The sequence below is a fragment of the Bradyrhizobium sp. CCBAU 11434 genome (assembly GCF_028128895.1).
In the GTDB taxonomy this organism is placed as follows: Bacteria; Pseudomonadota; Alphaproteobacteria; order Rhizobiales; family Xanthobacteraceae; genus Bradyrhizobium; species Bradyrhizobium zhengyangense.
Genome location: NZ_LBJX01000102.1, coordinates 95,595 through 113,440, shown reverse-complemented (window position 1 = coordinate 113,440; position 17,846 = coordinate 95,595). Strand labels below are relative to the sequence as shown.

Sequence of the window (17,846 nt, the reverse complement as noted above, 5' to 3'; positions counted from 1 at the left end):
CCGAGCTTTTTGAAGGCCGGACACCGCATCAGGTTTGAAGCCCCCACCGGCACTTAACCTTGCCAGACCTGCGGACCTTACCTTCTCGCGTCCGCATTTCAGAGCCTCCTCGCACCCCCTCCCAAGGTTACCCCACAGGACCACCCCAATGCGGGAAATCAAACTCGAAGACCTCAAATCCAAGACGCCGGCCGAGCTCGTCTCGTTCGCGGAGGAGAATGGGGTCGAGAATGCCAGCACCATGCGCAAGCAGGAGCTGTTGTTCGCTATCCTCAAGCAGCTCGCGCTCGCCGAGACCGATATTGTCGGACAGGGCGTCGTCGAAGTGCTCTCCGACGGCTTCGGCTTCCTCCGCTCGCCCGATGCCAATTATCTTCCGGGGCCGGATGATATCTACGTCTCGCCGTCGCAGATCCGCCGTTTCGGCCTGCGTACCGGCGACACCATCGAAGGCCATATTCGCAGCCCGAAAGAGGGCGAGCGCTATTTCGCGCTGCTGAAGGTCAACACGCTCAATTTCGAGGACCCGGAAAAGGCCAAGCACAAGGTCAATTTCGACAACCTCACGCCGCTGTTTCCGAATCAGCGTTTCCGCATGGAAATCGACGATCCGACGCGGAAAGACCTGTCTGCACGCGTGATCGACATCGTAGCCCCGATCGGCAAGGGTCAGCGCGCTTTGATCGTCGCGCCGCCGCGTACGGGTAAGACCGTGCTGATGCAGAACATCGCGCATTCGATCACGCACAACCATCCCGAATGCTATCTGATCGTCTTGCTGATCGATGAGCGTCCGGAAGAAGTCACTGACATGCAGCGCTCGGTGAAGGGCGAGGTCGTGTCATCGACCTTCGACGAGCCGGCGGTGCGTCACGTCCAGGTCGCCGAGATGGTGATCGAAAAGGCCAAGCGCCTCGTCGAGCACGGCCGCGACGTCGTCATCCTGCTCGATTCGATCACGCGCTTGGGGCGCGCCTACAACACCGTGGTGCCGTCTTCCGGCAAGGTGCTGACCGGTGGTGTCGACGCCAACGCGCTGCAGCGCCCGAAGCGCTTCTTCGGTGCCGCCCGCAATATCGAGGAGGGCGGCTCGCTGACCATTATCGCGACCGCGCTGGTCGATACCGGCAGCCGCATGGACGAAGTCATTTTCGAAGAGTTCAAGGGCACCGGTAACTCGGAACTGATCCTGGACCGCAAGGTCTCGGACAAGCGCACCTTCCCGGCGATCGACATCTCGCGCTCCGGCACCCGCAAGGAGGAGCTCATCACCGATCCGCAGGTGCTCAAGAAGATGTACGTGCTCCGCCGTATCCTCAACCCGATGGGCACGATGGACGCGATCGACTTCCTGCTCGACAAGTTGCGCTCGACCAAGAGCAATTCGGAGTTCTTCGACTCCATGAACACCTGAGTGCAATGCAGCATGATCTCAAGGGGCGCCTTCGGGCGCCCTTTTTGTTTTGCGGCTTTGCTGCAGGAAAATCGCAACATCGGGAGTGGCCTCTGGTCGGCCTTCTAATATTCTATAAGCTGTTGGTAATTATTGAAGATACTTGATTTTTAGTTTGCGGCCTGAAGCCGCGAGGAACTTTTTTGCAGCAAACAAGCAGTTTATATTGCGATGCAATATTCGTGATTGCTGCAGAATTTTGTGCAGCAAAACAGGGTCGGATGTTGCCAAAAACAGGTGTTTGCCTTTTCCCCGCCAGCCGGACAAATAGGCCATGCACCCGAGAGACCAGACCATCTTCGCGCTGTCGTCCGGCCGTCCACCCAGCGCGATCGCTCTGGTGCGCGTCTCGGGCCCGCAAGCCAGGCGCGTGCTGACGTCGCTTGCAGGCAAGCTGCCGGCGCCACGGCAAGCGAGCCGCCGGCTGCTTCATGACGCCGCGGGTCAACCGATCGACGATGCGGTCGTGCTCTGGTTTCCAGGCCCGGCCAGCGCCACCGGGGAGGACGTCGCCGAATTCCACGTCCATGGCGGCCGCGCGGTGCTCGCCACGCTCTTCAATACAATTTCGATAATTCCGAATACACGCGCGGCCGAGCCCGGCGAGTTCACGCGGCGCGCGTTCGAGAACGGCAAGCTGGATCTCACCGAAGCCGAGGGCCTCGACGATCTCATCCATGCCGACACCGACCGTCAGCGTCGCCAGGCGCTGCGCCAGTTGCAGGGCTTGCTGGGTCACCGCGCGCGTGACTGGCGCGAGCGTATCATCGAAGCGTCGGCACTGATCGAGGCCGGAATCGATTTTTCCGATGAAGGCGATGTGCCCGCGGAATTGCTGGCGCCGGCGGTCGACGCGATCAAAACGCTGCACGACGAAATTACAAAAGTCCTCGCGGCACAGGGACATTCTGAACGACTGCGCGACGGACTGGTGGTCGCGATCGCAGGCGAGCCGAATGTCGGCAAGTCGACGCTGATGAACCAGCTCGCCCGCCGCGAGGTCGCAATCGTCTCGCCGCACGCCGGCACCACGCGCGACGTGATCGAGGTGCAGCTCGATCTCGACGGCTACCCCGTCACGATGATCGACACCGCCGGCATTCGTGAGACCGATGATCCCGTCGAGCAGGAAGGCGTGCGCCGCGCGCGGGCCCGGGCCGACGACGCTGACCTGGTGCTGTGGCTGGTTGAGGGAGAGCGCGCCGCCGATCCCGACGCGGTGCGGCTGCTTCGGAAGTCCGGAGAGGGCGATCGTCCGGAAGGACCGGTCTGGATGGTCCGCAACAAGATCGATCTCGGCGCCGCCGGGCCGCGCGGCGAATTCGCAATCTCGGCAAGCCGCGGCGATGGCATTGCCGAGCTGGTCGATGCCCTCGTTAAATTCGCCTCCGATTTCTTTGGGACCACCGAGGGCGCGTTGGTGACCCGCGCCCGCCAGCGGGATCTGTTGAGCCAGGCCTTGAACAGCTTGCGCCGGAGTCTGGAGCTTGTAGAAGAGGGCGAGGAGCTGGCCGCTGAAGAGTTGCGTGCGGCCGCCCATGCCTTGGGCCGGCTGCTCGGCCGAGTGGACGTCGAGGACGTGCTCGGGGCCATCTTCCAGAAATTCTGTATCGGAAAGTAGTGCTAGTTCTTCAATATAGAACTAGCACTTGTTCCATTGCTTGTGTTTCACGTGAAACGAGGAGTGGGCTGGTTCCGGATTGTTTCACGTGAAACGTCCCCCGTCATTGCGAGGGGTTCTCGGGATGAAGCAATCCAGGATTTCTCCGCGGGGCAGTCTGGATTGCTTCGCTTCGCTCGCAATGACGGAGCGCAGAGCGGCCACTTGGAACTCTTCTCCGTCCCCCACGAGGTCGCCCATTTGTTTCACGTGAAACAGCGGCTGCGACGTTGCATGTCTTACTGTGCATGGGGTTGCTTTCGCGAAATCGCTCGGGCCTTCGGACGCACCTGTTTCACGTGAAACCCCCGCCTCGCCCAGTTTCCACTTCCGGCTTTTCCCCCGCTGAGCTAGAAGTCCGCCCATGCGACAGGAGCGAGAGAGTTTCGACGTCATCGTCATTGGCGGCGGCCACGCCGGCTGTGAGGCCGCGGCTGCGGCTGCCCGGATGGGTGCGGTGACCGCTCTGGTGACGCACCGTTTCTCGACGATCGGCGCGATGTCCTGCAATCCCGCCATCGGTGGTCTCGGCAAGGGCCATCTGGTCCGCGAAGTCGATGCCCTCGATGGTCTGATGGGTCGGGTCGGCGATGCCGGCGGCATCCAGTTTCGGGTGCTGAACCGCCGCAAGGGTCCTGCCGTCCGGGGTCCACGGGCCCAGGCCGACCGAAAACTCTATGCCGCAGCGATGCAGGCCGCGATCCGGGCGACCGCAGGCCTGTCCGTCGTCGAGGGCGAGGCCGACGAGCTGATCGTGGTTGATGGCCGCGTCACGGGACTGCGTCTGGCTGACGGCCGGGAGCTCCGGGCAGGGGCCGTCGTGGTCACGACAGGCACCTTTCTGCGCGGTCTGATCCATCTCGGTGAGAAGAATTGGCCGGCAGGCCGGGTCGGTGAGGCGCCGGCGATGGGTCTTTCGACATCCTTTGAGCGCGCCGGTTTCACTCTCGGACGTCTCAAGACCGGGACTCCGCCACGTCTGGACGGTTCGACAATCGACTGGTCCGGCGTCGAGATGCAGCCCGGAGACGAACCGCCGGAGCCGTTCTCGGTGATGACCGAGCGGATCACGACGCCGCAGATTCAATGCGGTATCACCCGGACGACCTCGGCCACCCATGAGGTGATCCGAGCCAATGTCCATCGCTCCCCGATGTACTCCGGCCAGATCAAAAGCTCCGGTCCGCGCTATTGCCCGTCGATCGAGGACAAGATCGTCCGCTTCGGTGACCGCGATGGTCATCAAATCTTCCTGGAGCCGGAGGGGCTCGACGATACGACGGTCTACCCCAACGGCATCTCGACCTCGCTGCCAGAGGAGGTCCAGCTCGCGATCCTCGCAAGCATCCCCGGCCTTGAGCGGGTGAAGATGGTCCGTCCAGGCTACGCTATCGAATACGATCACATCGATCCCCGCGAGCTGGATCCGACCCTGCAGACCAAGCGCCTGCGTGGTCTGTTCCTGGCCGGGCAGATCAACGGCACCACGGGATACGAGGAAGCCGCGGGCCAGGGCATCGTCGCCGGTCTCAATGCGGCACTCGCCGCCAGCGGCGCCGCGCTGACCGTGTTCGACCGTGCAGACGGCTATCTGGGCGTGATGATCGACGACCTCGTTACCCGAGGGATCACCGAGCCCTATCGCATGTTCACCTCGCGGGCCGAGTACCGGCTGACCTTGCGGGCCGACAATGCCGATCAACGTCTGACCGAGAAGGGGATCGCGCTGGGCTGTGTCGGCAGTGCCCGGATCCGGCATCATCGGGCCAAGATGGACGCCCTGAACGCCGCCAAGATTCTCTCGAAGTCCCTGACCATCACCCCGAACGAGGCGATCAAGCACGGGCTCTCTCTCAACCGGGACGGTCAGCGCCGCTCGGCGTTTGAGCTGATGGCCTATCCCGAGATTGGCTGGAGCCAGGTCCGTGCGATCTGGCCGGAGCTGTCCGCCATCGATCCCGCTATCGCCACCCACCTCGAGATCGACGCCAAGTACGATGTCTATCTGGAGCGCCAAAGCGCCGACGTCGAAGCCTTCCGGCGCGACGAGGGCATGGTGCTATCGGACGTCGACTACAGCCAGGTCCCCGGTCTCTCCAATGAAGTGCGCGCCAAGCTGGAGAAGGCGCGACCGTTCACGGTGGGCCAGGCCGGCCGGATCGACGGCATGACGCCGGCGGCACTCGGCATCCTCGCGGCCTATCTTCGCCGCGAAGCGCGCAAGACATCCAAGGCAATCGCATAGGCGTTTCACGTGAAACAGCGCGGACCGGGCGGCGACAGACCGCTAACGCGACGAACCGGAGCAGGTGAGGGCACCGCCCGTCGATCCGACCCAGCACCAGCCAAACCGAAGATCGACAAGGCCAGCGCCAATGATCAGGCGCTCGACTCCATCATCGCTGCCGACAAGCGCGCGGCGCTGAAGCTCGCGCCCGTTTCACATGAAACGGAAGCGCGGCTCGACCGCTACATCGCGCTGCTTCGGGAGTGGCAGGCCAAGACCAATCTGGTCGCGCCCTCGACCTTGCCGCATCTCTGGACCCGGCACATCGCCGATTCTCTTCAGCTCGTCGATCTCGCGCGATCAGCAAAACGCTGGGCCGACCTCGGCAGCGGCGGTGGATTTCCTGGTGTCGTCCTGGCCTGCGCCATGGCCGGGACGCCGGACGCGAAGGTCCATCTCGTCGAGCGAATCGCCAAGAAGGCCGCCTTTTTGCGCGAAGCTGTTCGCGTCACTACATCTCCGGGAGTCGTACATCTCGCTGAGATCGGGGATAATGTGGATAGAATCACTGGCCCCGTCGATTGCGTCACCGCACGCGCGCTGGCTCCGCTACATCAACTCATCGGCTTTGCGGAGCCGCTGATGCGCCAGGGCGCAAAGGCGTTATTTCTCAAGGGTCAAGATGTAGAGGCTGAATTGACCGAAGCCGCTAAATATTGGAATATTCAGCCGCAACTCCACCGAAGCCGGACGGGTAACGGTTGGATCGTCGAGCTGACTTCAGTTGAACGGCGCGGGTGAGGCGCTCAGGGGTTGAGTTGGGGAATTTCGATGACCGTGATTGACGAGCCGCAGCAAGACCAGGGCGCCCAAGAAGCTGACCAAGAAGCTGACCGAGAAAAAGCTGAAGTGCCCCATGGTCACCCGCGCATCCTGGCGCTAGCGAATCAAAAGGGTGGCGTGGGAAAAACAACCACAGCGATCAACCTTGGCACCGCGCTCGCTGCGATTGGCGAGCGCGTCCTGATCGTCGACCTCGATCCGCAGGGCAACGCCTCGACCGGGCTCGGCATCGACCGCCGCAACCGCTCCTGCTCGACCTACGACGTGCTGATCGGCGAGGCTCCTTTGCGTGAGGCCGTTGTCTCGACTGCGGTGCCGCGGCTGCACATCGCGCCCTCGACCATGGATCTCTCCGGCCTCGAGCTCGAGCTTGGCACCACGGCCGGCCGTGCCTTCAAGCTGCGCGATGCGATCGCCTCGCTCAACAACAACGTCTCGCCGGATGCCGACTACACCTATGTGCTGATTGACTGCCCGCCTTCGCTCAACCTGCTCACGGTGAATGCGATGGCCGCATCGGACGCGATCCTGGTGCCGCTGCAGTGCGAGTTCTTCGCGCTCGAAGGTCTGTCGCAATTGCTGCAGACGGTGGAGCAGGTGCGCTCGACGCTCAATCCGAACCTGTCGATCCACGGCATCGTGCTGACCATGTTCGACTCGCGCAACAACCTCTCGAACCAGGTCGTCGCCGACGTCCGCCAGTTCATGGGCGAGAAGGTCTACAAGACCATGATCCCGCGTAACGTGCGCATCTCGGAAGCACCGTCCTACGGCAAGCCGGTGCTGGTCTACGATCTCAAATGCGTCGGCAGTGAAGCTTACTTGCGGCTCGCCACCGAAGTGATCCAGCGCGAGCGCGAGCTGCGCGTCACGCATTAGCGGTGCCGTAGCTTGGGTTAGCCGAAGGCGTAACCCACCAATGTCTACCTCCGCGGAAAACAGAAGAGGTGGGTTACGCCTTCGGCTAACCCACCCTACGATTCGAAAATTCAGTTCTGGAGTGCTGCAGCGTGAATCCAAGGGAGCTGGCGATGGCTGACGAAGCGCGTTCGCGACTGGGCCGGGGTCTTGCAAGTCTGATCGGTGACGTCGGCGGCGAGGCCCAGCACGTCGACCGTCCGCGCGCGCAGCGCAAGGTGCCGATCGAATTCATCAAGGCCAATCCGCGCAACCCGCGCCGTACGTTTTCGGACACCGAGCTCAAGGAGCTCTCGGAGTCGATCAAGCAGCACGGCGTGATCCAGCCGATCGTGGTCCGTCCCGTCAAGGGCGCGCAGGATCGCTTCGAGATCATCGCTGGCGAGCGGCGCTGGCGCGCGTCGCAGATGGCGGGTCTGCACGAAGTGCCGATCGTGCCGGTCGACATCAGCGACAGCGATGCGCTGGAATTCGCGATCGTCGAGAACGTACAGCGCGAAGACCTCAATCCGATGGAAGAGGCGCAGGGCTATCACGCGCTCGCCAACGAGTTCAAACGCAGCCAGGAGGACATCGCCAAGGTCGTCGGCAAGAGCCGCAGCCACGTCGCCAACATGATGCGGCTGACCAAGCTGCCGGCCGAAGTGCAAGCCTTCATCGCAACCGGTGAGCTGACCGCCGGTCACGCCCGCGCGCTGATCGGCGTGCCCGATCCGCTCGCTGCCGCCAAGCGGATCGTTGCGGAAGGTCTCAACGTCCGCCAGGCCGAAGCGCTCGCGCACGAAGAGGGCGTACCGGAGCGCAAGCCGCAAAAGCCGCGCGCCACCGGGGCCAAGGAAAAGGACCCTGATACGATCGATCTCGAAAAGCGCGTCAGCGACGCGCTCGGCCTCAAGGTCACCGTCAATCACCGCGACCCCGGCGGCTCGGTCCAGATCAACTACCGCAACCTCGATCAGCTCGACGAGGTGATGAAGCGGCTCGCGAAGGGCGGGCTGTAGGCGTCGGTGTCGTCCTGGTGAAAGCCAGCTCTATCCGCTTGTCATTGCGAGCGAAGCGAAGCAATCCAGGATCGTTCCGCGGAAAGACTCTGGATTGCTTCGTCGCGCGAGCTCCTCGCAATGCCGTGGTGAGAGTGGAAGCCTATCCCCGCCGCCTTGCATTCACGGCGATCGCCATTAGCGTGCGCTGAGCAATCGCGGCGGCGAGCGTGGATTGCTTGCGGGTGTCGAGCGCGGCCGTTGCAAGCTGTTCGATGATAGCGGCGAGCCGTGCCACGCTGAAATTGCGCAGCGCCGTTTCGACCATGGGCTTTCGTGAAAAATGTAGGCGCGGAAAGCCGCCGTCGAGCACCGCGGAGGCCGGTTGGCCGTCGGCGATGGCCAGCGCGGATTTGTGCAGCCACGCGGCCTGGCGCTGCGCGGCCGAGAGGATCACGCCGGGATAGGTGCCGGCGATCATGGCCTTTGCGAATTCGGTCTCGACGATGTCGGGCCGGCCGGCAAAAGCGCCGTCGACGATCGGATCGAGCTTGAGCTCGGACGCATCCGCGACGACGGACATCACGTCGTCCAGCGTGATCTCGCCCTTGCCGTGGGCGTAGAGCGTGAGCTTGCGCAGCTCGTTGCGTGAGGCCTGCCGGTCACCGCCGAGAAACGACATCAATGCGGCACGGGCATCCTGCGTGATGCGCAAGTTGGCGATGCGGAGCTCGTCGTCCATCAATTTCGCGAGGTCGCGCTCGGTGTCGGGATAGCAACCGATCGCAACGGCGGTCTTGGCTTTTTCGCAGGCCTTGCGCAGCGGCGATTCCGGGCGCAGCTCGCCGGCTTCGATCACGATGCGGCAATCTTTCACCGACATTTCGGCCAGGGTATCGACACCGGCGGCAAAGCTGCGCGAGCCGGCGCGGATGCGAATGGCGCGGCGGCCCCCGAACAAGGGCACGGTCATGGCCTCGTCGACCAGGCGCGACGGCTCGGCGGAGAGCTCGTCACCGTCGAGCTTCACCAGCGAGAAGGGATCATTGGGATCGTCGACGGCGGACGCAATCAGCGCGTCGGCGCGCTCACGCACGAGGCCGGCATCGGGACCATGAAGCAGGATGATCGGGCGGCCCGCATCTGGACGTGCGAGGAAGGCATCGACCTCTTTTCCGCGCAACGCGACCATCGGGCCCTCAAGCGGGAAACGAACTACGAGCCTGCGGTGAAAAACGCGGCGAGCCTCGTGTTGATATTCTCGGCAATCTCGTTGGCAGCACGATCCTCTGCGTCGCGTATCGCGCGGTTGCGGGCGAAGCGCTGATACGAGCCGGGCATGTCGTAGGACACGCGCGAGAAGGTCGAGCCGGTCATCACCGACTTGCCGCTCACCACCTCGATCAAATTGTACTGGCAGTCGATGCCGTAATTCTCACTGGTCGGCAGGCCGGTCAGGGCAGAGACGATCAGCGACGATTTGCTGGTGGTGAAGCGGATATCGAGCCGGTGTGTCGGCGGCATGCCGGTCGCCGAGCCGTAGAGCTTGAAGGCGAGGGCGTTGCGGATCTCGACGCCGACGCGGGCCTCGCGCGAGGCGTTCGCCTTCGAGATCGGCGGCAGATCGACCCCCATCAGCTTCTCACGCAAGCCGGGGGTGCCGTCGGTATGCTCGGCATACATCGGCTGGAAGCAGCCGGCCGTCAGCCCCGCCAGTGTGGCAACCGCCAGCAAGCGGGCTGCGATACGGATCCTAGCCGACAACATTCACGATCCTCTTGGGAACGATGATCACCTTGCGGACGGGTTTGCCGTCCAGCGCCAATTTTACAGCATCAAGCGCCAAAGCGGCAGCCTCGATTTCCGGATTCTGGGCCGCTGTTGCAACCGTGACCTCACCCCGCTTCTTGCCGTTGACCTGGACCACCAGCGTCACGCTGTCTTCAACCAGCAAATCGCGTTCGATTTGCGGCCAATTGGCCTCGGAAACCAGTCCGGATTGGCCCAAAACCTGCCAGCACTCCTCGGCCAGATGCGGCATCATCGGAGAGAACAGCTGGACCAGGATCTGGCTGGCCTCCTGGATCGCCCAGGCCAAGTCGGCCGCGGGCTGGCCGGGGCGCTGGAGCACCTCCGAGAACGTATTGGTGAATTCGCGGATATGGGCGAGGCAGACGTTGAAATGCAGCCGCTCGACGCCCGATGTGACCTTGTCCAGCGCGCCGTGGGCCGCCTTGCGCAGCAGGAGCGCGTCGTCGCCAAAGGACGCCGGGCGGGCAGCCGGAGCAGCCTTGCTGGCCTCCACGGCATCGTTGACCAGCCGCCACAGCCGCTGCACGAAGCGCGAGGCGCCCTGGACGCGTTCATCGCTCCAGATCACGTCGCGGTCAGGCGGGGAGTCCGACAGCATGAACCAGCGGGCGACGTCGGCGCCATAGGTCGCGATGATGTCGTCGGGGTCGACCGTGTTCTTCTTCGACTTCGACATCTTTTCGATCGGGCCGATCGCGACGTCTTCGCCGGTCGCGAGCAGCGTCGCACGGCGTCCGTTGCCGCCGACCTCGATCTTCACCTCGGCCGGCTGCACCCAGCTGCCGTCGGCCTTCTGGTAGGTCTCGTGCACCACCATGCCCTGCGTGAACATGCCGGCAAACGGCTCATCCAGCGCGAGGTGCCCGGTCGCCTTCATGGCGCGGGTGAAGAAGCGGCTGTAGAGCAGATGCAGGATCGCGTGCTCGACGCCGCCGATATACTGGTCGACCGGCAGCATGCGGTTGGCGACGGTCGGCGTCGTCGGCGCGCTCGCGTTCCAGGGATCGGTGAAGCGCGCGAAATACCAGGACGAATCCACGAAGGTGTCCATGGTGTCGGTCTCACGCTGCGCCTTGCCGCCGCATGTGGGGCAGGTGACGTGCTTCCAGGTCGGATGATGGTCGAGCGCGTTGCCCGGCTTGTCGAAGCTGACATCCTCCGGCAGCACCACCGGCAACTGGTCGTCCGGCACCGGCACCACGTCGCACTTCGGACAATGGATCACCGGAATCGGGCAGCCCCAATAGCGCTGGCGTGAAATGCCCCAGTCGCGCAGGCGGAAATTGACCTGACGCTCGCCGACAGGCGCATTGCCGCGCAGCTCGTTTTCCAGGCGCTTGGCAACCTCTTCCTTGGCTTGCTCGATGGTCATGCCGTCGAGGAAACGCGAATTGATCATGCGGCCGTCACCGTCATAGGCGGTGTCGGTGATGACGAAGGATTTGGGATCCTGGCCCTCGGGACAGACGACCGGCGTATTGCCGAGCGCGTATTTGTTGACGAAGTCGAGGTCGCGCTGGTCATGCGCGGGGCAGCCGAAGATCGCGCCCGTGCCGTATTCCATCAGCACGAAGTTGGCGACATAGACCGGCAGCTTCCAGCTGGGATCGAACGGATGCACCGCGCGGATGCCGGTGTCGAAACCCTGCTTTTCCGCGGTGTCGATGATCGACTGCGCGGTGCCGATCTTCTTGATGTCGGAGATGAACTCCGCAAGAGCAGGGTTCTTGGCCGCGGCCGCCTGCGCCAGCGGATGATCCGCAGAGATCGCCATGAACTTCGCGCCGAACAGCGTGTCGGGGCGCGTGGTGAAAATCTTCAGCTCGCTTTCGCCGGCAGGCGTGGTCGCCGCATCAAGCGCGAAACGGATTAACAGGCCCTCGGACCGGCCGATCCAGTTGCGCTGCATCAGCCTGACCTTGTCGGGCCAGCGGTCGAGCCCATCCAGTGCCGACAGCAATTCCTGCGAGTACTTCGTGATCTTGAAGACCCACTGGCTCATTTCCCGTTGTTCAACAACGGCGCCCGAGCGCCAGCCACGGCCGTCGATCACCTGCTCGTTGGCGAGCACGGTCATGTCGACGGGATCCCAGTTCAGCTTGCGCTTCTCGCGCTCGGCAAGGCCGGCGGCGAGCATGTCCAAAAACATCTTCTGCTGATGCTTGTAGTAGCTGGGGTCGCAGGTCGCGAATTCGCGGCTCCAGTCCAGCGATAGCCCGATCGAGCGGAGCTGCTTCTTCATCGCGGCGATGTTGTCGTAGGTCCAGGCCTTGGGCGCGACCTTGCGCTCGATGGCGGCGTTCTCGGCCGGCAGGCCGAACGCATCCCAGCCCATCGGGTGCAGCACGTTGAACCCCTTGGCGCGCATGAAGCGGGCCAGCACATCGCCGAGCGTGTAGTTGCGGACATGGCCGATATGGATGCGCCCGGAGGGGTAGGGGAACATCTCCAGCACATAATATTTCGGCCGCGAATCGTCGTTCTTCGAGACGAAGATCGCCTGTTCGTCCCATTTGCGTTGCCAGCGCGGTTCGGCGTCGCGGGCGTTGTAGCGTTCGGAGGTCATGGAATCGTTGCGTTTTCGTGGTTTCGGCGGCCTGAAGAGGCCGGACTAGGCCATAGAAGTCCTCGGGGGGTCAATGGGTTGCCGTGACGAGCGGCCCCTCGCAATGCTGCTCCGCAAAAGTACGGACAAGGGTATTGGGATCGGATTAAGGGGTCGGGTGCGAGGTTGGGCCAACAGCACCCCGCGTCAGGCCATGGCCTCATATTTCGACGATCCCGACTACGACTATGCCGCGTCCATCGCCGGGCGGGCGGTGCGGAGCATGGCAGAGCAGCGGATTCCGCCGACACCGACCAATTTTGCGATCTGGTTCCAGTATTACGCCGGCAGCCATAACGACCTGCGCAACGCCATTGACCTCCTGATCGACCACAACCGTCCCTTCGACAGCAGGACCAACCAAGACCTGTTCGAGACCTATATCGCGCCCCAGGTGAGCGCCGTCGTGGTCGAGACGTCCGAGCGGCTGCAGGCCCTGATGGGTGCGGCAAAGGAATTTCTGGCGACCGCGATCGCCGACAACCATTCCCAGATGCAGGCGATCAATGAGGTTGCCGACCAGGGCAAGGCCGGCGTGGATCCGAAGGCGCTGGTCGCCCAGCTCATGAACGAGCTGGCGCGGGCCGCCACCCGTGCGACGCGGCTCGAAGCCGGCTTTGAGGAAAAGACCCGCGAGCTTGACGTTATCAGGGATTCGCTGACCAAATCCGAACAGCGCGCTTTGACCGATACGCTGACCGGACTGCCCAACCGGCGGGCGCTCGACGAATTCCTGCGCAAGGCGCAAACAATGGCGGATTGGGGCGAGCCGCTCAGCGTGCTGCTGCTCGACATCGACCACTTCAAGACCTTCAACGACAATTTCGGTCACGGCGTCGGCGACCAGGTGCTGCGCTTGATGGCGAAGGTGTTGCGCGAAAAGGTCCGCCCGCAGGATCTGCCGGCGCGGTACGGCGGCGAGGAGCTGATCGCAGTGCTGCCGGATGCCGATCTTGCGGCGTGCACTGATATCGCCGAGCGCATCAGGCGCGCGATCGGCGAGTGCACCATCACGCGCCGTTCGACCGGCGAGGTTCTGCCGACCATCACGGTTTCAATCGGCGTTGCGCAGTATCGGCCCGGCGAACCCACCGCGGATTTGATCGAGCGCTGCGATCGCGCGCTCTATCTCGCCAAGGGCGGCGGCCGCAATCGCGTGGTGACGGAAAACGAGCTCGATCGCGCCGAGGCTGCCGGCTAGCGTTTTCGAGCGAAGCGAACGTCGGTTCGCGCAAGAAAGCGTCAAAACCAGAATCTAGGCGCTCGCCGCAATCATCATGCCCGCTTTGCCTTTCTCGATCGCCTGCACGCCGTGCTCGACGACATTGTTGCGGCCGCGATGTTTGGCGGCGTAGAGCGCAGCGTCAGCGGCTTCGATCAGATCGCCGGGACGCAGGGCCTCGTTCGGCCGCGTCGCCGCAACGCCGATTGAAACGGTGACGATCATGTGGGCCGAGGTAATGTGCGGCAGGCAAAGCTTCAGCACGGCCGCGCGCACCTGTTCGCCGATCGCGACGGCGCGCATCACGTCGGTGTTCGGCAGCAAGAGACAGAATTCCTCGCCGCCATAGCGCGCGGCAAAGCCCATCGTGTCGGCCGCGATGCCGGACAGCGACTCGCCGAGGCGCGTCAGGCAGGAATCGCCTTCGAGATGGCCGTAGGTGTCGTTGAACAGCTTGAAATGGTCGACGTCGATCATCAGCAGCGCGAGCTCGCTGCCATATTGCTGCGCGCGCATCCATTCGAAATCGAGCCGGCTCTGGAAGCCGCGGCGGTTGGCGAGCCCCGACAGCATGTCGATCGACGCCATCACCGTGAGGCGATCATTGGTCGCGATCAGCTCGCGTTCGCGCTGGCTGAGCTGCGCCGCCATCGCGTTGAAGGCGCGCGCCAGCGGCACGAATTCGGAGGGCAGGCTCTTGCGCGCGGCGCGGGCCGACAGATCGCCCTCGCCGAGACGCTTGGCCATGTCGGCGAGCATTTCGATCGGCTTGATCACGAGCTTCTCGGCGGCGATCAGCGCACCGAGCAGCACGAACACCACGACGAAAGCGAGCTGGAGATAGGCGGTGCGGATGTCGCGGCTCACTGCGGCGGACACCTTGTCTTCGTCGATGCTGGCGATCAGGCGGGCATTGGTGCCGGCGATGCGGATGAAGCTGACCGCGCGCTGCGAGCCGTCAGCAGCGAGGAAGGACAACGAGCCTTCGTCCTGGTCGGAGCGCAAGGCAAGATCGGCGATCGCCGACATCAGCGGCATGTCGTCGAGGGGCCGTCCGACCACGCTGTGCTGGTCGGCGGGTGCGGCCAGCACGGTGCCGGTGCTGTCGACCAGCACCGCGGTGATGCCGACGCGGCCACCAAGATTGTTCATCACCTTCGACATCCAGTCGAGATTGACGGTTGCCAGCACGACGGCGTCGGCGACGCCGCTGAACGCGGAGACCGGATAGACCGCCATGACGGTCGGTGCCTGCACGGGACGCGACAGGATGAAGTCGGACAGCACGAACCGGCCGGTCTCCTGCGCCTGCTGGAAATAAGGTCGGTCGGAGAGGTCGAGACCGACATACATGTTGTTGGTCGCACACTGGATGCGGCCATCCCGGCCGGCGATCAGGAGTGTGCGAATCCAGGGCAGGCTCGTCGGCAGGCTCGCGCGCAGCACATCGCAACTCTTGCTGACGCCGCCGGCGGAGGCGCGGATGAAGGCTTCCGATTTCAGGATGGTCTCGACCGACGAGATCACCTCGCGCTGCGCATCGGCGCTGTGCCGTGCGACGGTGGTGAATTCGGCGGTGGCCTGGGCGATCTGCTTGGTGCGGGTATCTTCCAGCGAGCGGATCCGCTCGAGCATCAGGGGCGCGACCAGAATCACCGCGAGCAATGCAAGCCGGGCCCTGATGCCGAGGACCTGCTTGAGTTTTGCGCGCTTGCGGTTGAAACTGACGTTTGCCATCTTCGTTACCCACCCCGCGCGCAAGGTAAAGCGAAGGGTTCAAAAACCCTTGCTTGAACTCGGTAAAATTGGAACTACCTCCGTTAAGGTCACGGCCCAACCGACATCATGACAGACAACGACGCCGCGCCGGTAACCGGCGATTCATCAAATGCGCTGGCCGCGGTCGAGGCGGAGATTGTGCGCGCCTGCAAGGATGCGCGGCGCGATCGCGCCTCCGTGACGCTGATCGCGGTGTCGAAGACGTTCTCGGCGGATGCGATCATGCCTGTTATCGGCGCCGGACAGCGCGTGTTCGGAGAGAATCGCGTGCAGGAGGCCAAGGGCAAGTGGCCGGCGTTAACGTCTGCTTACCCTGATATCGCGCTGCATCTCATCGGACCGCTGCAATCCAACAAGGCGAAAGAGGCGGTCGCGCTGTTCGATGCGATCCATTCGGTCGACCGTCCGAGCATTTGCCAAGCGTTAGCCAAAGAAATCGAATCCCAGAACAAGCACCCGCAACTCTTCGTCCAGATCAATGTCGGCGAGGAGCCGCAGAAGGCCGGCGTCGCGCCCGGCGAGGCCGACGCCTTCCTCAAGAGCTGCCGCGACACCTATGGCCTGACGATATCAGGCCTGATGTGCATCCCGCCGGTGGACGAGCCGCCCGCGGCGCATTTCGCGCTGACCGCCAAGATCGCCGCGCGCAATGGACTTACGAACCTGTCGATGGGCATGAGCGCGGATTATGCGACCGCCATCATGCTGGGCGCCACGCATGTGCGCGTGGGGAGTGCGATCTTCGGGCATCGGTGATTTGCCGTTTGCAACGGCCGTGCCCGGCAAAGGCTCTCGATTTCGTCGTTGCGAGCGTAGCGAAGCAATCCAGGATCTTTCCACGGAGAGACTCTGGATTGCTTCGCTACGCTCGCAATGACGCGTGGAGAGAGTTTCGCTCGCCACGACGACGGTGATTACACGAACCTCACCGACACCTTCCCCAGTGCACCAAAGTCCGCCGCAAAGAGATCGCCGGCCTGAATCGGCAGCGGCGGATGGCAGGTGCCTGTCGTCACCACCTGCCCTGCCCGCAAGGTGATGCCGAGCTCGCGCAGCTCATTCGCGAGCCAGGTCAGCGCCATCAGGGGATCGCCGAGCACATTCTTGCCGTGACCGATATAGCGCTCGCCGCGCAGCGTGATCACGGGCCGCTCCTCGATGAGATCGATCGCGCGCCAATTCGCAGTCGTTGCCGGCCCCAGCACGAACAGATGCGCGCAGGCATTGTCGGCGATCAGCTGCGCTTCGCCGGCGCTGGTGAAATCGGTGAAGCGTGAATCCGGAATCTCGATGGCGGGGTGCAAGGTGTCGACGGCGGCAAGGACTTCATCGACGCCAAAGGGCGAAGACCGCGGTGCCAGGTCGCGTCCCATGCGGAAGCAGAATTCCGGCTCGCCGACGCGCATCGCGTTACCTTTCATCGAGGCGGTGCCGCCGTCGGCGATGACGGTGTCGCTCATGATGCGACCGGCCAGCGGTCCTGAGACATTGATGTGCTTCTGCCCGGCTTCGCTCGTGGCCGCGATCTTCCAGCCGAACAAATTTCCCAGCGACTGGTTTTCGAGAACGGCCTGCACCGCGTAAGCCTCGCCGCGGCTCTGCGGCCGTAACGGCGCCTCAAGAGCGTCGAATTTGCTGCCGTCGCGCCAATGTTGAACGAGAACTCGCGAAGCCGCGACGATCTGATCCTTGTCGAGCATGCGTCCTCACCCGATGATGATTCTTGTTCTTGGTCCTATCCGCCGCAGCAGCTGTAGCATCGCGGCCTTGGTCATGGAGACGCAGCCTGCAGTCGGGCCGAAATTGTCGCGCGCCAGGTGCAGGAACACCGCACTGCCGCGGCCGGCAATGCGCGGGCGCGTGTTGTGATCGATCTCGATGATGAAGTCATAGAGATGGTCCGCGCGCTTCAGCCGGTCGCCGCCCTCGCCCTGCCCGCGCCGAATCCGCTGGTTGTAATGGCGGTCGCCGGGATCCTCGCACCAGGCGTCCGTGTCGGTGATGATGCGCGCCGGCAGAAACGTCCTGGGGCGGCGGTGCCGGTCGCCCCGCCACCACAATTGCCGGGGCCGAAAGCTGCCCTTGGGGGTGCCGCCATCGCCCTCGCGCTTGTTGGCCAGAATGCCGCCGCGCCCCAGCGCCACTGGAATGGTCAGGTGGCCTGCCGTCAGCCAGCCCCGGCGCGGATTCCCGGCGGCAGGCTTAACGCGGATCGCGGATAGCGGTCCGTTGCCTCGATTCCCGGTGTAACTGACTGACACGGCTTTGTTTTTCATGTGAAATCGCGATGTCGAATTCATTACAGGACATTCATCAAACCGTCCTGCTATTCTAGGTTAGAGTGCTT

At 63.5% G+C, this 17,846-nt stretch carries 14 protein-coding genes; 8 read left to right on the top strand and 6 right to left on the bottom strand.

The window, feature by feature from the left end:
* Window positions 1–148: 148 nt before the first annotated feature.
* The 6 genes from rho to XI06_RS37750 all read left to right on the top strand — a co-directional run bounded on the left by rho (window position 149) and on the right by XI06_RS37750 (window position 8,102).
* Window positions 149–1,414 carry a transcription termination factor Rho gene (gene rho / locus XI06_RS37775; protein WP_008133567.1) on the top strand — a complete coding sequence of 422 codons (1,266 nt, stop codon included), beginning with the start codon at window positions 149–151 and terminating at the stop codon, window positions 1,412–1,414.
* 313 nt (window positions 1,415–1,727) lie between these two features.
* Window positions 1,728–3,074, top strand: a complete 1,347-nt coding sequence (gene mnmE / locus XI06_RS37770) for a tRNA uridine-5-carboxymethylaminomethyl(34) synthesis GTPase MnmE (protein ID WP_271607658.1) — start codon at window positions 1,728–1,730, stop codon at window positions 3,072–3,074.
* A 403-nt stretch (window positions 3,075–3,477) separates the two neighbouring features.
* A complete protein-coding gene (gene mnmG / locus XI06_RS37765; protein ID WP_271607657.1) occupies window positions 3,478–5,358 on the top strand; it encodes a tRNA uridine-5-carboxymethylaminomethyl(34) synthesis enzyme MnmG in 1,881 nt (626 codons plus the stop codon).
* 9 nt (window positions 5,359–5,367) lie between these two features.
* The gene (rsmG, locus tag XI06_RS37760; protein WP_377803037.1) at window positions 5,368–6,141 is read left to right on the top strand and encodes a 16S rRNA (guanine(527)-N(7))-methyltransferase RsmG; all 774 of its coding nucleotides are present in this window, start codon (window positions 5,368–5,370) and stop codon (window positions 6,139–6,141) included.
* Between the two features lie 108 nt (window positions 6,142–6,249).
* Window positions 6,250–7,062 carry a ParA family protein gene (locus XI06_RS37755; protein ID WP_271607817.1) on the top strand — a complete coding sequence of 271 codons (813 nt, stop codon included), beginning with the start codon at window positions 6,250–6,252 and terminating at the stop codon, window positions 7,060–7,062.
* A gap of 152 nt (window positions 7,063–7,214) precedes the next feature.
* The gene (locus tag XI06_RS37750) at window positions 7,215–8,102 is read left to right on the top strand and encodes a ParB/RepB/Spo0J family partition protein (protein WP_271607656.1); all 888 of its coding nucleotides are present in this window, start codon (window positions 7,215–7,217) and stop codon (window positions 8,100–8,102) included.
* 142 nt (window positions 8,103–8,244) lie between these two features.
* Here XI06_RS37750 and holA read toward each other — a convergent pair whose 3' ends face one another.
* From holA to leuS, 3 genes are read right to left on the bottom strand one after another with little or no spacing between them, the layout of a single operon-like run.
* Window positions 8,245–9,273 carry a DNA polymerase III subunit delta gene (holA, locus tag XI06_RS37745; protein WP_237860942.1) on the bottom strand — a complete coding sequence of 343 codons (1,029 nt, stop codon included), beginning with the start codon at window positions 9,271–9,273 and terminating at the stop codon, window positions 8,245–8,247.
* A gap of 23 nt (window positions 9,274–9,296) precedes the next feature.
* Window positions 9,297–9,848: an LPS assembly lipoprotein LptE gene (locus XI06_RS37740; RefSeq protein ID WP_237860944.1), complete on the bottom strand. Its 552-nt coding sequence runs from the start codon at window positions 9,846–9,848 to the stop codon at window positions 9,297–9,299.
* The gene (gene leuS / locus XI06_RS37735) at window positions 9,835–12,459 is read right to left on the bottom strand and encodes a leucine--tRNA ligase (protein WP_271607655.1); all 2,625 of its coding nucleotides are present in this window, start codon (window positions 12,457–12,459) and stop codon (window positions 9,835–9,837) included. Before leuS ends, XI06_RS37740 begins: the two co-directional genes overlap by 14 nt.
* Window positions 12,460–12,721: 262 nt before the next feature.
* Between leuS and XI06_RS37730 the strand changes: the two genes are divergently transcribed.
* Window positions 12,722–13,699 carry a GGDEF domain-containing protein gene (locus tag XI06_RS37730; RefSeq protein ID WP_237861312.1) on the top strand — a complete coding sequence of 326 codons (978 nt, stop codon included), beginning with the start codon at window positions 12,722–12,724 and terminating at the stop codon, window positions 13,697–13,699.
* 54 nt (window positions 13,700–13,753) lie between these two features.
* Here XI06_RS37730 and XI06_RS37725 read toward each other — a convergent pair whose 3' ends face one another.
* A complete protein-coding gene (locus tag XI06_RS37725; RefSeq protein ID WP_237860948.1) occupies window positions 13,754–15,457 on the bottom strand; it encodes a sensor domain-containing diguanylate cyclase in 1,704 nt (567 codons plus the stop codon).
* 108 nt (window positions 15,458–15,565) lie between these two features.
* On the opposite strand from XI06_RS37725, the gene XI06_RS37720 reads away from it, so the two are divergent.
* Window positions 15,566–16,255 (top strand): YggS family pyridoxal phosphate-dependent enzyme, encoded by a 690-nt coding sequence (locus tag XI06_RS37720; protein ID WP_237860950.1) that lies wholly within the window; start codon window positions 15,566–15,568, stop codon window positions 16,253–16,255.
* Between the two features lie 158 nt (window positions 16,256–16,413).
* On the opposite strand, the gene XI06_RS37715 is transcribed toward XI06_RS37720, so the two are convergent.
* Together XI06_RS37715 and XI06_RS37710 are read right to left on the bottom strand one after the other, a co-directional pair.
* Window positions 16,414–17,199, bottom strand: coding sequence for a 2-keto-4-pentenoate hydratase (locus XI06_RS37715; RefSeq protein WP_271607654.1), 786 nt, complete (start codon window positions 17,197–17,199; stop codon window positions 16,414–16,416).
* Window positions 17,200–17,205: 6 nt separating this feature from the next.
* Window positions 17,206–17,775: a L,D-transpeptidase family protein gene (locus tag XI06_RS37710; protein WP_237860955.1), complete on the bottom strand. Its 570-nt coding sequence runs from the start codon at window positions 17,773–17,775 to the stop codon at window positions 17,206–17,208.
* Window positions 17,776–17,846: the final 71 nt, after the last annotated feature.

Excerpts from the sequence above, each read along its gene's own strand:
- XI06_RS37730 (WP_237861312.1), top strand. The coding sequence starts at position 12,722 with ATGGCAGAGCAGCGGATTCCGCCGACACCGACCAATTTTGCGATCTGG.
- XI06_RS37750 (WP_271607656.1), top strand. The coding sequence starts at position 7,215 with ATGGCTGACGAAGCGCGTTCGCGACTGGGCCGGGGTCTTGCAAGTCTG.
- XI06_RS37740 (WP_237860944.1), bottom strand. The coding sequence starts at position 9,848 with ATGTTGTCGGCTAGGATCCGTATCGCAGCCCGCTTGCTGGCGGTTGCC.
- holA (WP_237860942.1), bottom strand. The coding sequence starts at position 9,273 with ATGGTCGCGTTGCGCGGAAAAGAGGTCGATGCCTTCCTCGCACGTCCA.
- XI06_RS37725 (WP_237860948.1), bottom strand. The coding sequence starts at position 15,457 with ATGGCAAACGTCAGTTTCAACCGCAAGCGCGCAAAACTCAAGCAGGTC.
- XI06_RS37715 (WP_271607654.1), bottom strand. The coding sequence starts at position 17,199 with ATGCTCGACAAGGATCAGATCGTCGCGGCTTCGCGAGTTCTCGTTCAA.
- leuS (WP_271607655.1), bottom strand. The coding sequence starts at position 12,459 with ATGACCTCCGAACGCTACAACGCCCGCGACGCCGAACCGCGCTGGCAA.
- XI06_RS37710 (WP_237860955.1), bottom strand. The coding sequence starts at position 17,775 with ATGAAAAACAAAGCCGTGTCAGTCAGTTACACCGGGAATCGAGGCAAC.
- mnmG (WP_271607657.1), top strand. The coding sequence starts at position 3,478 with ATGCGACAGGAGCGAGAGAGTTTCGACGTCATCGTCATTGGCGGCGGC.
- rho (WP_008133567.1), top strand. The coding sequence starts at position 149 with ATGCGGGAAATCAAACTCGAAGACCTCAAATCCAAGACGCCGGCCGAG.
- XI06_RS37720 (WP_237860950.1), top strand. The coding sequence starts at position 15,566 with ATGACAGACAACGACGCCGCGCCGGTAACCGGCGATTCATCAAATGCG.
- mnmE (WP_271607658.1), top strand. The coding sequence starts at position 1,728 with ATGCACCCGAGAGACCAGACCATCTTCGCGCTGTCGTCCGGCCGTCCA.